Source organism: Denitrobacterium sp. (assembly GCF_056180635.1).
In genome coordinates, this window is the sequence record NZ_JAZZJS010000020.1 from 1 (window position 1) to 14192 (window position 14192).

The 14192-nt window shown below is 62.7% G+C and carries 12 protein-coding genes and 1 tRNA gene; 1 reads left to right on the forward strand and 12 read right to left on the reverse strand.

All coding sequences use genetic code 11. The features are described 5' to 3' along the window. The 12 genes from AC04P6_RS01695 to AC04P6_RS01750 all read right to left on the reverse strand — a co-directional run. A partial coding sequence (locus tag AC04P6_RS01695) for a TIGR03936 family radical SAM-associated protein (protein ID WP_475564862.1) occupies positions 1 to 1238 on the reverse strand: 1238 nt, incomplete at its 3' end. Next, complete coding sequence (locus AC04P6_RS01700) at positions 1231 to 3111, reverse strand: TIGR03960 family B12-binding radical SAM protein (protein ID WP_475564863.1); 1881 nt, start codon at positions 3109 to 3111, stop codon at positions 1231 to 1233. The genes AC04P6_RS01700 and AC04P6_RS01695, both read right to left, overlap by 8 nt. A gap of 12 nt (positions 3112 to 3123) precedes the next feature. Then, positions 3124 to 4428: a YcjF family protein gene (locus AC04P6_RS01705; RefSeq protein ID WP_475564864.1), complete on the reverse strand. Its 1305-nt coding sequence runs from the start codon at positions 4426 to 4428 to the stop codon at positions 3124 to 3126. 30 nt (positions 4429 to 4458) lie between these two features. Next, the gene (gene rodA / locus AC04P6_RS01710) at positions 4459 to 5652 is read right to left on the reverse strand and encodes a rod shape-determining protein RodA (protein ID WP_475564865.1); all 1194 of its coding nucleotides are present in this window, start codon (positions 5650 to 5652) and stop codon (positions 4459 to 4461) included. A 3-nt stretch (positions 5653 to 5655) separates the two neighbouring features. After that, the gene (gene mrdA / locus AC04P6_RS01715) at positions 5656 to 7800 is read right to left on the reverse strand and encodes a penicillin-binding protein 2 (RefSeq protein WP_475564866.1); all 2145 of its coding nucleotides are present in this window, start codon (positions 7798 to 7800) and stop codon (positions 5656 to 5658) included. Positions 7801 to 7809: 9 nt separating this feature from the next. Beyond that, positions 7810 to 8334: a rod shape-determining protein MreD gene (mreD, locus tag AC04P6_RS01720; RefSeq protein ID WP_475564867.1), complete on the reverse strand. Its 525-nt coding sequence runs from the start codon at positions 8332 to 8334 to the stop codon at positions 7810 to 7812. A gap of 8 nt (positions 8335 to 8342) precedes the next feature. Further along, positions 8343 to 9248: a rod shape-determining protein MreC gene (gene mreC / locus AC04P6_RS01725; protein ID WP_475564868.1), complete on the reverse strand. Its 906-nt coding sequence runs from the start codon at positions 9246 to 9248 to the stop codon at positions 8343 to 8345. Positions 9249 to 9263: 15 nt separating this feature from the next. Further along, positions 9264 to 10313, reverse strand: a complete 1050-nt coding sequence (gene mreB, locus AC04P6_RS01730) for a rod shape-determining protein MreB (RefSeq protein ID WP_475564869.1) — start codon at positions 10311 to 10313, stop codon at positions 9264 to 9266. 247 nt (positions 10314 to 10560) lie between these two features. Beyond that, positions 10561 to 10965 carry a nucleoside-diphosphate kinase gene (gene ndk / locus AC04P6_RS01735; RefSeq protein ID WP_475564870.1) on the reverse strand — a complete coding sequence of 135 codons (405 nt, stop codon included), beginning with the start codon at positions 10963 to 10965 and terminating at the stop codon, positions 10561 to 10563. Positions 10966 to 11001: 36 nt separating this feature from the next. Continuing rightward, entirely contained in the window at positions 11002 to 12360 is a 1359-nt protein-coding gene (locus tag AC04P6_RS01740; protein ID WP_475564871.1) for a tetratricopeptide repeat protein, read from the reverse strand. Between the two features lie 51 nt (positions 12361 to 12411). Then, entirely contained in the window at positions 12412 to 12945 is a 534-nt protein-coding gene (locus AC04P6_RS01745) for a peptidylprolyl isomerase (RefSeq protein ID WP_475564872.1), read from the reverse strand. 51 nt (positions 12946 to 12996) lie between these two features. Then, positions 12997 to 13072, reverse strand: a tRNA-Arg gene (locus tag AC04P6_RS01750). A 109-nt stretch (positions 13073 to 13181) separates the two neighbouring features. Here AC04P6_RS01750 and rlmD point away from each other — a divergent pair. After that, positions 13182 to 14192 (forward strand): 23S rRNA (uracil(1939)-C(5))-methyltransferase RlmD (gene rlmD / locus AC04P6_RS01755; RefSeq protein ID WP_475564873.1); only part of this gene is annotated, 1011 nt, incomplete at its 3' end.

Genomic DNA, 14192 nt, shown 5'->3' on the forward strand with positions numbered 1-14192 from the left:
ATCATGCTATGGCGATACGACCAGCGGGCCTCGTCATGCGACACCGTAACGACATCGCCTTCGGGCGTAAGGCAGGTTACCTCCTGGGCCACGCCTGCGAATTCGCCATCGTAGGCGCCCGCGTTCATGATGGCGGCACCACCCACCGTGCCGGGAATGCCCGACGCAAATTCGTAACCCGCAAGTCCCGCCTCGCAAGCAGCTTCCGAAATGCGCTCGTTCGTGGCGCCCGCCTGGGCATACACGCAATCGCCTTCCACGCGCACCTCGGAGAAGGGCTCGCCGAATTCCATGACGACGCCGCGCAGGCCCTCATCGGAAACGAGCAGGTTGCTTCCACAGCCAATCACGCGCAGAGGCACGTCGTACGCGCGACATGCGCGCTGCACGGCCTGCGCCTCCTCGACGGAAGCGGGAATGCAGTAGAGGTCGGCAGGGCCGCCAATCTTGAACGTCGTATGAGCGCTCATGGGCTCGTTGGCCAGCAGACGCGATGCGGGAATCGCATCGCGCAGCGCACGCTGCACGCAGGATACGGCGTACGCCTTGGCATCGGCACGCACATCTTCCACGCTAGGTGCCTGCTGGAACTGGTTTATCCGCATGATGGTCTGCACGCTGGCGCCTGCCACGTTCTGCATAAGAACGTCGGGGCGCAGGCTGCCTTCGGGCTTCGCCTGCAGGCAGAACACAAGCAGATTGCCCAGCGCAAATGGTTCGAAGGGCAGGTAGTCGGCAACATGGAACGTGCGCGTCTTGATCTTGCCCTTCTTCTCGCGCGTGACCTCGATGTCTTCGGGAAGCGACAGCTCGCAAGCGGGACCAGCGCATTCCACGGCGTATACGCCAAAGGGATACGCCACGCTCGCGGCGGCGTCCTTGCGCGGGATGTAGCGACACGAGAGCATGGGGAATGCGGATACCGAGGCCTCGTTCAGCGCGCGAAGCGCCTCGTCTTCGGGAACGCGTTCGGTGAGGAATACGTCGAAGATCTCGTGCAGGCCACCCACGCCAACGGGCAACGCACCGCCGAAGGCAATCTTCATGTGAGGCGAGAAGCCGTGCGTGACAGCGAACGACAGGCCCGCGCGGCGCACCGTGCGCTCGAGATAGTGCGTCATATCCAGATGCGAGAGCATGGACACGCGCCCCACCTGGGCGTATTCAACACGCAGGCGATAGAGCACCTCGGGCACGCCGCCCAGTTCCAACGCCGACTTCGGCTGCGGCTTAGCCATGGCGCACCTCCTGCGTTTCAACCTTGATGCCGTAATCGGGGCACAGGCCGCAACCCGTGCAACCCTCGTACGAGCAATCGGGAGTAGTGACTTCCTTCAGCGCGCGCTTGTATTCCAGCTGCAGGTACTTCAGATGCACGCCCGCCGAAATATGCTGCCAGGGAAGCACGTCGCTCAGCGCGAATTCCCTGCGCGCCTGCTTGTCGATATCAATTCCCAGCTCGGCTGCGGCGTCGCGCCACGCATCCTCGCGGAAATGCTCCGTCCACGCATCGTAGCGCGCGCCCTTGCGGAACGCACGTTCCAGCAGGTCGCCGCATTCGCGGCCACCGCGGCTGAGAACGGCCTCGACGAAGCTCGTCGCCGGGTCGTGCCAGCTCACGCTAATGGAGCGGTAATGCACGGAATTGCGCAGCAGGTTCACGCGACGCAGCGCCTCCTCGGGGGGAATCTGCGCGCACCACTGGAAGGGGGTCTGCGCCTTGGGAACGAACAGGGCGCACGAGATGCCAATCTGGATGCGACCGCGCTCCTCGGGCGGCACGACTTCCTTCACGGCATCGTACGCGCGCTGCACCAGGCTGGCGATGCCCTTCACGTCCTCGTCGGTTTCCGTGGGCAGGCCAAGCATGAAGTAGAGCTTGCAGCGGCGCCAACCTTCGCGGAACGCCGCGGTAAGGGCGCCGAACAGGTCTTCCTCGGTGACGTTCTTGTTGATGACGTCGCGCAGGCGCTGCGTGCCCGCTTCGGGAGCGAATGTTAGGCCACCGCGCTTCTCGCCCGCCACCATCTTCGCCATGTCGACGCCGAAGGAGTCGAGACGCTGCGACGGAATGGAGACGCGCACGCCCGTGCCCGCGACCTTGTCGTTCAGGCGCGTGAGGATTTCGGAAATCTGGGAGTGGTCGGTGGTGGAAAGCGACGTGAGGCTCACCTCGTCGTAGCCCGTATGGGCAAGGCCTTCCAGCACGCCCTCGACGATGTTGTCGGCGGAACGCTCGCGCACCGGACGGTACATCATGCCCGCCTGGCAGAAGCGGCAGCCGCGCGTGCAACCGCGCAGCACCTCGGCGCTCAGGCGGTCGTGCACCAAATCGCCAAAGGGAACGATGCATGGCTCCCAGCAGCTCGTCTGCGAAAAGCCCTCGAAGATGCGTCGCTTAACGAGCGCAGGGGCAACATCCTCGGTGGGTTCGACGCAGCGGTCCGCCTCGCGTGCCTCCTCGGCAGAGAGCTCGCGATAGAACAGCGGCACGTAATTGCCCTCGATGCGCGCCAGATCGCGCAGAATCTCGTGGCGGCTCTTCCCCGCCATGCGACCCTCGTGCACGCATGCGAGCGACTCGGGAACGGCCTCTTCGCCTTCGCCGATGCAGATGCAGTCGAAGAACGCGGCGAAGGGTTCGGGATTGCACGTGCAGGGGCCGCCGGCGAGCACGAACGGGTCGCCCTCGGCGCGGTCGGCGGCGCGCAGGGGCACGCCCGCCAGGTCGAGCGTCTCGAGCACGTTGGTGGCGGCAAGCTCGTGCGGGAGCGTGATGCCGATGCAGTCGAATTCCGCCAGGGGTGCACAGCTCTCGAGCGAGAACAGGGGAAGCCCCTCCTCGCGCATGATGTCGCCGAATTCTGCGGCAGGCAGGAACGAGCGCTCGGCCCACATGCCCTCGCGCGCGTTCACGGCATTCACGAGAATGCGGATGGCCTGGTTGGCCTGGCCAAGCTCGTACGTGTCGGGGTACACCATCACGAGCGACGCATCGTTCGGATGCGCGTCGAAGTCATGATGGAGCGAGCCAAACTCGTGGTTGATGTAGCGCACCGGTCGTTCGGCACGCGGAAGGAGACCCCGCAGGCGGGGCCACAGATCGGTCATTGTACGCGGCATTTAACGCTTACCTCCGCGCGAATCGATGAACGAACCTACCATCTGACGGGCAAATTCGTCGGGTTCAATACCCTGCTTGCGACAAAAAGCGAGAACGGTCTCGCGCACTGCGGGCACGGCCTCGCACACGACATGGCCCACGAAGGGCGCTGCGGCGTCGACCGACTTGCGCAGCACGGGCCCGACCTTCTCGGCTGCTTTCACGGCTGCGGGGGCGATTACCTCCGCGCCGACTTCGCGCACCACGGGCGCGACTTGCTTGGCATAGGATACGGCATTCGACGCGGCCTTCCCCGCCGCGCTTACCGCCACATCGGCGATTGCCTGGGCATACGGCTGCACGGTAGCCTGCGCCGAAGACGCAACTTCGCGCACGCGAGAAAGCGCGCCCGCTTCGTCGGGCACCTCGTAGATGCCGTCGGAAAGGCCCTCGAAATAGGCAATGGCGGCGTGGCCCATGGCCTGCGTGGCACCTGCGCCCACGCCCGCGCGGATGATGCCGCCCAGCACGGGGAACGAGCCGATGAGCGAACGCGCAACGGAGCGCGACGCGAAAGCGCCGCCCAACAGCACCGCCAGCTCACGCCAGCGGTCGGTTCCCAGGGGCTGCCCGTAGGCAGCCGCAATTTGCAGCATCATCTTCGCCTGGTTGAGCGTCATGAGGGGCATATCGGCCCCGGGAATGAACCGCACGAGCCCAATGCCCGCATTCTGGATGGACGTGGCGTGCACCGATTCCAGGGAAAGGGGGCGACGCACGAATGCGAACGAAAGCGCGAACGCAAGGCGCTTGGCGCGGAACGTGGAGACGATCCACGCGCCCACGCCCATGAGCATGGTGCGCTCGCGGTCGACCGTGAAGGGATACGGCTCGAGATTGAACTCGTCGTCTGCGGGGAACGCCGCGCCGTCGACCGTTGGATCGGGAGCGACCACATCGCCTTCCAGCAGCGGACAGCCCACGGCCTGGGCGATTTCGCGCACGAGCTCAGGCATATCGGTAACGGTGAGCGCGGGAACACCAGCGCCAATGAGCATCTGGGCGATACCGCCCGTGCGAAGGCCCGTTCCCGCAACGATAACGGCCATGTCGTATTCGGAAGTGATGGAAGGCGCTTCTTCCCAGGGAAGAACATGCACGGTGGCCTGCGACGTCTGGGGCGTGAATGCACGCGTTACGCTATCCCGCAGCGCAGGAGACGACTCGGGGTCGACGAGAATCGCCACGAGCAGTGGCATCGAACGCGCGGTTTCGATATCGGTCGAGGCATCGAGCACCGCCGAGGGGTCGATGGGAAGGTTCATGCATCTCTCCTTCAAACGAGCGCGTACGCTCTATCTGCCGTTATGCGCCCACACCGAGCCGATGAAACCCAGCATGACAAAGTTGACCACCATAAACGAAGAACCATAGCTCATGAACGGCAGAGGAATGCCCGTGATGGGCATGAGTCCGCAGGTCATGCCGATGTTCTCCAAAATCTGAAAGAGCCACATGCCCGACGTGCACATTACGATGAGCGTGCCGAACATGTCGTTGGCATTGTACGCAATACGATAACACACGAAGAGTAGCGCGGCATAAAGGGCGATGAGAAGCAGCGCGCCCGCGAAGCCGAGCTGCTCGGCCAGCACGCAGAAGATGAAGTCGGTGGGCGATTCGGGCAGATAGCCCAGCGTGGACTGCGTAGCATTGCCAAGGCCCTTGCCAAAGAGGCCACCGCTGCCAATGGCGATTTTCGCCTGCGTAAGGTTATAGCCGTCGCCCGTGGGATCGTAGCTATTGTCCATGAACACGAGCAGGCGCGACTTCTGGTAATCCTTCAGAAGGACGTCCTTGCCCGCTATGGAGTCGGCGATGGGGTCGAGGATGAGGATGGCCGCAACCGCAGCCGCCAGAATGCCAAGCGAAATGAGGATGTAGCGCGGGCGCGCTCCGCCCACGATGAGGGCCGTGCCCGCGATGAACAGGTACACCATGCCCGTGCCCAAGTCGGGCTGCGTGAGGATGGCCACAACGGGAACGAGCAGGATGCCAAGCGCCTTCAAGTATTCGCGCGCGCTGCCAAGCTTGCCGCCATAGCGCGAGATGACGCTGGCAGCAAGCAGGATAACCGTGACCTTGGCGAACTCGCCAGGCTGGAAGCGGGCAGGGCCAATCTTCGCCCACGAGTCGGCGCCGTTCACGGAAAGGCCCACGCCCGGAATGTGCGGCATGAGGATGAGCGCCAGGTTGATGCACAGGAAGAGCACCATGAAATGCGACAGCTGATGGTAGTCGTACCTGAAGAGCAGAAGCATGAGCACGGCACCCACGAGCACGCCGCTCAGCTGGCGCGAGAAGTTGTACGCCTCGTTGCTGACGGTGGCAGTGTACACCACGATGAGGCCATACGTCACCAAAGCCGCAACCACCACGATGAGCGTGGGGTTCACGAACTTGAAGCGCGACGGACGCGTTGCCGCGGCGATCCTGGCATTCGGCGACTTCACCGAATCGATTTGCTGCATGCGCTGCACGTTGCTCATAGGCTAATCACCTCGCGCCGAAGACGTATCGACACTGCTGGATTCCACCACGGAGTACGAACCGGTAACAGGACCCATGGAATCGGCCGTAAGCGAGCCCTCATCGTAGGCGATGGCGGCCTGCAGCACTTCCGAAACGATGGGGATACAGTTGTTCGCAGCGGAAACGCCCTGCTCGGCAAGGCACGCGCAGACGTACTTCGGGTTGTCGTAGGGCGCGTAGCAGCAGAACCACGAGTAGTCCTTCTTGCCCGAAACCTCGGCGGTACCCGTCTTGCCGGCCATCTCGAAGTTCGCGCCCGAGAAGTAGTTCGTATCGTAGTTGTTCAGGGTCATCACCTTGCGCAGGCCCTCGCGCACGGTCTTGATGTGCTCTTCCTTCATGTTGGGCTGGGCGATGACTTCGGGCTCGTACTTCAGCACCGTCTCGCCCAGGGAATTGCGCACCTCGCGCAGCACATGCGGGCGATACACCTTGCCCGTGGCGATGCCGCAGTACGCGGCAGCGTTCTGCAGGGGCGTGATGAGCACGTAGCCCTGGCCAATCGCCATGTTCGTCATGTCGCCGCCCTGCCAAACGGCCTCTTCGGGGGCGTCCTTGAAGTAATCGCTCTTCCATGCGGGCGTGGGAACGCGGCCCGCGGCCTCGCCCGAAAGGTCGATGCCTGTCTTGGCGCCGAAGCCGAATTCCGAAATGTAATCCTGCATGGCCGTTTCGGAAAGCGAACCCGACTCGTAGAAGTTCTTCGCAATCTCGTAGAACACGACGTCGCAGGAGTTCGCGATGCCGTCGATAAGATCGAGCGTGCCATGGCCCGACGTCTTCCAGCACTTCTGCGCATAGCTGCTGCCGAAGCCCGTCCACGTGCCGGTGCAGGTCCAACTGCTGCTGGAGCTGGCAACGCCATTCGTGAGCGCGGCCATGGAAGTGAACGCCTTGAACGTGGATGCCGCGGGGTACGTGCCGGCAACGGCGCGGTCCATGAGCGGGTAATGCGACTCTTCGGTGTTGAAGTCGTCCCACATGTCCTGCGAAATGCCGCCGATGAAGCTTTCGGGCGTGAACGTAGGGTAGCTGGCCATGGCCACCACTTCCCCGTTCGTGGCGTCGAGGCACACGACGGCGCCGCCCGTGGCGTTCGCGGAACCGAGCTTGCCATTGGGGGCCAGGTACTCGCGCAATGCGTCGTCGGCCACCTTCTGAACGGGGCCGCGAATGGTGAGGTAGATGTCGTTGCCGCGCAGCGGGTCGGTTTCGCTCACCACCGACTGCACGTTGCCCTGCGCGTCGGTGAGCAGGGTGCGCGTGCCATGGTCGCCCGCGAGCACGTTCTCGTACGTGTATTCCACGCCGCTCTTGCCCACCGAGTCGCCCGACTGCAGGTTCTGGCCGGCGGTCTCGTTCTGGAAGTCGTCGGAGGAAGCGGTGCCCGTATAGCCCAGGATGTGGGCGGCCAGGGCGCCGTACGGATACGAGCGCGACGTGCGCATCTCGCACGTGACGTTGGGAAATGCCGAAGCGTGTTCGCTGATGAACGCGATGTTGCGCAGCGTGACGTCGCTTGCCACGACGCGCATGCTCTGCGCACCCGACGTGCTGTCGAGGATGCGCTGGCGCACCACCTGAAACGGAATGCCCAGAAGCGCGGAAAGGCGACGAACCGTATCGTAGTCGTCGGCCACGTCGGAAGATGCGAGCACCGTGTAGTTCGAGCGGTTGCTCACCAGGGCCAGGCCGTCGCAGTCGTAGATGACGCCACGCGGAGCGGGCGTGTACACCGTGGAATAGAGGTTCTTCGACGCCTGACTCGAATAGTCGTCGGACTGCAGCACCTGCATGCTGAAGAGCTTGGCGATGAGCGCGCCAAACACGCTGGCGGCCAGGATGCCCATGGCGACGAAGCGGTTCGCAATCGCCTCGCCCGTGGTGCCGCTCGCGGTTTTCGTAGACGAGACCTGCGTATGGCCCGAAGCTCCGAATGCCGTCTTGTGCTTTTCGGGCGCAACGCCATACGTGTCGATGGAGTGGATCTCGCGCGAGGTGGCAACCTTATCGCGCGAACGCTTTCCCATGCCGCGCATCACCAGTATGGCGACGACGACGATAACGACCAGCGTGACTATGCCCGCGATGATAGCTGCAACCACGGCATACCCCTAGCGCAAATGGGAAGCGGTAACGGACTTCATCTCCAGCTGGGAGTTAGCGAGGAGGCGAGAGAGGAACGGATACATGATAAGGCCCACCACGCAATCGTAGAGCGCGCAGGGAACGGCGCGGTATGCGAATGCCTCGATGGGGTTCAGGCTGCTGGAAAGGCCCAGCAGGAACGCCGCGTACAGCACGTCGACGACGAGCGCGAAGAGCATGAGGATGATGAGGGGCATGAGCACCGAGCCGTTGGCGAAGGTTGCATGGGCACGCGACGCGAAAAACGACGCAAGAACCAGCAGAAACGCCAGCGAGCCCACGGGGCCATAGCCCAGAAGGTCGCTGAGGAAGCCCAGCACGAATGCGATGATGAGCACCGAGTCGTCGGCGAAGAGCATGGCCACAACCAGGGTATACACCAGCAGGAAGTTAGGCATCACCTGGAAGATCGCGATGTTCGGGGCCACGACGATCTGCAGGAAGACCGCGATGACGGCGCCGATAATGCTGATTTTCGTTTCGCGTTGCATCGAGCCTCCTATTCGCCGCTCGAGGACGTATTGGACGAAGTGGACGAGCTGCTCGAAGAGCTCTGGGCCGCCGCGCCTTCGGAATTCATGGCGGTAACCACCATGACCTCCTCGAGGGATCCCGTGGTGTCGTTCGGCTCCACGATAATGGTGCGGTCGTTGTCGCTCGCGTTGCCATCGACCTTCACCACCGTGCCGATGATGATGCCGCGGTAGTACCCGCCGCCCAGGCCAGACGTGATAACGACGTCGCCCTTCTTCACTTCCACGTTGCTGGCAACGTCTTCAAGGTAGAGCAGGCCGTCGAACGAGCCCTTGAGGATGCCCTCCGCGCGGTTCGACTGGATCATGGCCGCCACGCCCGTTTGCGGGTCGGCGAGAAGACGCACTTCGGCTGTGTTTTCCGTTGCGGAAATGACCTGGCCCACCAGGCCGCTGTCGCCGATGACGGGCAGGCCCGCGCGCACGCCGCTCGACGTGCCGGAGTCGATGGTGACAACCTGGTTCCAGGAATCGGAGGAACGCGAGAGCACGCGGCAAGTTACGCCTTCCATGCTGTACTGGTCGGCCACGTTCATGAGGTCTTGCAGGCGCTGCGCTTCCTGACGGTATTCCTCGAGCTCGGAAATCGTCTGGCGCAGTTGCTGGTTCTCTTCCGTGAGCGCAGTGACCGTATCGGCCTTCGTGGCGTCGGTGATGCTATCGGACGTGGTGTCTTCCGCCGCGGAGATGGTGGCGCTCACCACCTTCAGGGGCGTGAAGACGCTCGAAACGCCACCCTGCACCTTGTGGAGGAACCCGTCGGACCCCTCGCGCGCGTACATGGTGACGCTTGCGAGGGAAATGACCAGCAGGACGATGAGCACAAGGTAGGGGCGCATCGCCGAGGGATCCTGTTTGAAATTCAAAGGCATACCGAAAAGCGCGCCTTACCTAGAGCGCATGAGGGTTTGCTTGAGCGCCGTGGGCGTTTCCAGAACCTTCAGGCAGCCCATAACGACGTTGGTGAGGGCCGTTTCGCTAACCCAAACGGGAATTTCCAGCTCGCGGGCCAGGTACTGGTCGAGGCCGGAAAGAAGGCCGCCACCGCCGGTGAGCAGGATGCCGTTCTGGATGATGTCGCTGGCGAGGTCGGGGTTCGTCTTCTTGAACGTTTCCTTGATGTGGAGCACCATTTCGTCGCAGGAAGCCTGCAGCGAAGCGCGCACGTCTTCCGACTGAATGGTGACTTCCTTGGGCTGTTCGGTGAGGACGTCCTGACCGGAAATGATCATGTCGCGCTCGCGGCCGTCTTCGAACGGCAGAATGGAGCCAATCTTGATCTTGATGACTTCCGCCGTGCGCTCGCCAATCTTGATGCCCAGCAAATCGCGCAGGTACATCGCGATGGCTTCGTCCATGCGGTTACCCGCAAGACGCAGCGACGAGGACGTGACGATACCGCCCAGCGAGATGACGGCGACTTCGGTGGTGCCACCGCCGATGTCGACGACCATGGAGCCCGTGGGCTCGGTTACGGGCAGGTCGGCACCCATGGCTGCGGCCATGGGCTCTTCGATGAGGTATGCCTGACGTGCGCCAGCCTGAATGGTGGCTTCGAAAACCGCGCGCTTTTCAACGCTCGTGGCACCGCAGGGGATGCACACGACGATGCGGGGCTTGGGCTGCCAGGGATACTTGCGCTCGACCGCCTTGTTGATGAACGCGGAGAGCATGGCCTCGGTGACATCGTAGTCGGCGATAACGCCGTCATGCAGCGGATGTTCAGCCGAAAACGCATCGGGGGTATGGTTGATCATGTTCTTTGCTTCATGACCAACGGCGAGAACGCGGTGCGTGCTCTTCTCTATTGCAACAACCGACGGTTCGTTGATAACGATGCCTTCGCCCGTGATGGCAACCAGCGTGTTAGCGGTGCCCAGGTCGATTGCCATATCGTACGATGATCCCGCCGAGTTGAACCAATCCATAAACGACATAAAGGCAGTCCTTCATACTCGGAATTTCCAAATGCAAATGGTATCACAGCCGCGGTACGCGCCACGTAAATTCATATGCGAACTATAATGCATTCCCGCTGATGCGGCCCCGCGCGCGAACCGCAATGCGCGCTCGTTCGGCAAACGACTTCGCGCTCCCCCGCCCGCGCTGCGCCCATGCGCATGCGACAACCCCGAAAAACAAAAAGGCCGGCTCCGAAGAGCCGGCCCGCATGCGCTTCAGCAATTAGTTGAAGAAGATGCCGATTTCGCGCTCGGCGGACTCGGGAGAGTCGGAGCCATGGATGACGTTTTCGTCCATGATCAGGCCGAAGTCGCCACGGATGGTGCCAGGGGCAGCCTCGGCGGGGTTGGTGGCGCCCATGAGGGTGCGAACCTTGGCAACGGCGCCTTCGCCGGAAACGACCATCTTCACCACGGGACCGCTGGTGATGTAGGAGATGAGGCCCTCGTAGAAGGGCTTGCCCTCATGCTCGGCGTAGTTGGCCTGAGCCTGCTCCAGCGTGACCATGCCCAGCTCCATGCGCTCGACAACGAGGCCGGCACGCTCGAAACGGTTCACGATTTCGCCGATGTGGCCGTTGCGGACGCCGTCGGGCTTGATCATGGTGTAAGTCTTCTGTACTGCCATCAATAATCCTTTCTTTCCTGATAGCACTGCTAACGATTAGTTCTGACTCGCAAAGTAGAGTTCGATGTTGGAAACCTTCCAGCCGATGCCGTCGCGCGACAAGGTGATCTTGTACTGCACGTCGCCGCCTTCGGCGGTGTTGGCCGTGGCATACACCACGCTGGAGTTCATGGAAAGCTCCTGGCCGTCGATGGTGATATCGGAATCCTGCACGACGGGGTCGAGCATCTTCTCGACCTTTTCCGAGGAAAGGTCGGAGGAGAACACGGAAGAGGAGCTGCTGGGGTCGGCGAAGAGCTGCTTCACCACGGTGTCCTGCATGGGATAGCCGTAGCCCTGCGAATAGGCGAACACGCCAGCGCCGGCGGCAAGCACCAGCACGACGATGAACGCGACGAGCAGCTTCAGGCCCACGTTGCGACGCTTGCGGTCTTGCTTGGCCACGCCGCGGCTCCACTGCTCGATTTCCTCTTCGGTGGCGTTGAAGAAACGCTCATCGCCCGAGTTGTACTTATCGGAGACGCCATAGCTGTCGGCGTAGTAGTACGGGTTCTGGGCGGCAGCGGCCATATCGGTTTCGTGGTAGATGGGCGCGCCATCGCCGGGAACGTCGAGGCCCGACATGTCGGCCGTTGCGGCAGGGTCGTCTTCCACGGCGGCAAGCACCTGCGTGCCCTGAGCCACCTGGCCGATTGCGCGCTGGTAATCGACGCTTGCGGCATCGTTGAGGAAGTACGTCTTGTCGGCGAGAGCCTCCTCGAACGCGTTAACGGCCTGCTGGAACTGACCGGTGGCCGTGTAGGCCTGGCCCATGTTCGCGTAGAGCTTATTGCGCGTGGCGGTGTTCATGTCGAACTGCAGCGCGCTTTCGTACGACGCGACGGCGTCGGCCGGACGGTCGAGCGCCATGAAGCAGATGCCCAAGTTCAGCAGGGCCTGCGCCGGGTTCGGGTTCGCCTCGTCGAGCGCGGCGGAACGGAATGCCGAGCCCGCCTCGGCAGACTTGCCGAGCTTGAGGTAGGCCTTGCCCATGCCGGCGTATGCCTTGTACACCGAATCGTACTTGGCGTCGGAAACGGCGATTTCGAAATGCTTGACGGCGTTTTCGTAATCGTGAAGCGCGGCATACGAATTGCCCAGATTGCAGTTCACGGCGCCGATGCCCTCGTAGGAGTTATCGGCCGTGGCCTGCGTGTAGGCATGAATGGCTTCCTCGTAGTCGTGAAGCTTCATGAGGCAGTTGCCAATCTGGTGATACAGCAGGCCCAGTTCGCCTTCCGCTACGTCCTCGCCATCGCTTAAGCCCTGCAGGCACTGGGTGAAACCTTCGAGTGCGGAAACGTAATCGTTAACGCCGTAGGCTTCGCGTGCCCTCTGGAATAAGACGTTGTTCATAATGCCGATCTGTCCTCTCGTGCCGAATGACGTACAAGCGCTTTCGCTTGGCTAGGCATTCGCGCCTTCGATGGTAATGTGCTCGATGACATCGCCCACGCACAGCTGGGCAATGACTTCCTTACCCTCGATCGTCTGGCCGAACACGGTGTAGTTCGGGTCGAGGAAGTGCTGGGCGCCCAGGCACAGGTAGAACTGGGAGCCAGCGGAGTTCGGGTCCTGGGAGCGGGCCATGGCCAGCGCGCCATCTTCGTGCGAGTTGTTCGGGTTCGTGGTGAACTCCTCGCGGATGGTGTAGCCAGGGCCGCCCGTGCCAAGGCCGCCGAACGGGTTATTGGCGGCCATCTGCACCTGTGCGGTGTCGAGGTCGCGCGTGTTGGGGTCGCCGCCCTGAATGACGAAATTCGGGACGTAGCGATGGAACTTCAGGTTGTCGTAGAAGCCCTTCTGGGAAAGCTCTACGAAATTGCCCACGTGGATGGGAGCGTCGTTGCCCGCGAGCTGCACCTTGATGGTGCCCTTGGACGTTTCGATGACGGCGATTTCGTTTCCATTGGGCTTATAAGCCGGAGTGTACTGCGCCATGTGCGCTCCCTTCCGAAATGACTAGCGAATGCGTATGCACCCGAAAAACACTGGTGCCCTCGACAGGATTCGAACCTGCGACTTTCTGCTCCGGAGGCAGACGCTCTATCCCCTGAGCTACGAGGGCGCATACACGATTTGTGATTATACGCTATCTTCCCTGTTTATCATCCCATGCACATTTGAACTGCATAGCCTCTTGGTAACATGGCCCCATCGACAACAGAAGGAAGCACATGCAAACGAAACTGCACATAGAAGCGCTTGCGTACGGCAGCGCCGCCATCGCGCGCGACGAAAACGGGCGCGCCGTATTCGTGGAAGGCGCCGCCCCGGGCGACGTGGCCCTCGTGGAAATCGACGAGGAACGCAAGTCGTTCGCGCGCGGCCATGTGGCCGAGCTGCTGGAAGCCGGTGAAGCGCGCGTGGCGCCCACCTGCCCCCTGGCGGGAACGTGCGGCGGCTGCTCGTGGCAGCACGTCGCCTACGACGCCCAGCTCGCTGCGAAACGCGCGAACATCGTCTCGCAGCTTCGACGCACCGCGCACTTCGACGCGATCGAGGCCGAATCGCTCGTTGCCGCCTGCGTGCCGTCGAAACGTCAGATGGGCTACAGGAACAAGCTGGAAATGGCCTGCGAGAACGACGCCCATGGGCACCTGCAGCTGGGATTCCGCAAGCCGGGCTCGCACGAGCTCTGCCGCGCCGATTCCTGCCCGCTCGCCCACCGCACCATCGAGAAGGCCCCCAAGGCCCTGCGCGGCGCGTTGCGCTACCTGCAGGGGTCGGGCGACCTGGGCATCTACCGCGTAGGCGTGCGCAGCAGCCTGCGCACGAAGGACACGGAAATCGCGCTCTGGACGAAACCGGGCCGCTTCCCCCGCGCCGCCGCGGCAAAGACGCTCGCCAGCACGCTGAAGGCCACGAGCATCGTGCGCGTCATGGCCGACGAAGGGTCCGCACGCGCCGTGAAGGGCGTGGAAGTGCTTGCCGGCAAGGGCCACTGGACGGAAGACCTCTGTGGATTCACGTACCGCGCCAGCGCACCCAGCTTCTTCCAGGTGAACACCGCGCAGGCGGAAAAGCTCGTGGAACTTGCGCTCGACGGGCTGCAGGCTAGCGAAACCGACCGCATCGCCGACCTGTATTGCGGCGTGGGCACGTTCACGCTGCCCCTGGCCGAGCGCTGTGGCGACGTGCTGGCCGTGGAAAGCGCCGGCTCGAGCGTGCGCGACCTGCAAGTCGGA

Bases quoted from the DNA above. Each gene is read 5' to 3' on its own strand.
- mreD (WP_475564867.1), bottom strand. From the start codon at position 8,334: ATGCAACGCGAAACGAAAATCAGCATTATCGGCGCCGTCATCGCGGTC.
- AC04P6_RS01700 (WP_475564863.1), bottom strand. From the start codon at position 3,111: ATGACCGATCTGTGGCCCCGCCTGCGGGGTCTCCTTCCGCGTGCCGAA.
- AC04P6_RS01740 (WP_475564871.1), bottom strand. From the start codon at position 12,360: ATGAACAACGTCTTATTCCAGAGGGCACGCGAAGCCTACGGCGTTAAC.
- mreC (WP_475564868.1), bottom strand. From the start codon at position 9,248: ATGCCTTTGAATTTCAAACAGGATCCCTCGGCGATGCGCCCCTACCTT.
- ndk (WP_475564870.1), bottom strand. From the start codon at position 10,965: ATGGCAGTACAGAAGACTTACACCATGATCAAGCCCGACGGCGTCCGC.
- mreB (WP_475564869.1), bottom strand. From the start codon at position 10,313: ATGTCGTTTATGGATTGGTTCAACTCGGCGGGATCATCGTACGATATG.
- AC04P6_RS01705 (WP_475564864.1), bottom strand. From the start codon at position 4,428: ATGAACCTTCCCATCGACCCCTCGGCGGTGCTCGATGCCTCGACCGAT.
- AC04P6_RS01745 (WP_475564872.1), bottom strand. From the start codon at position 12,945: ATGGCGCAGTACACTCCGGCTTATAAGCCCAATGGAAACGAAATCGCC.
- rodA (WP_475564865.1), bottom strand. From the start codon at position 5,652: ATGAGCAACGTGCAGCGCATGCAGCAAATCGATTCGGTGAAGTCGCCG.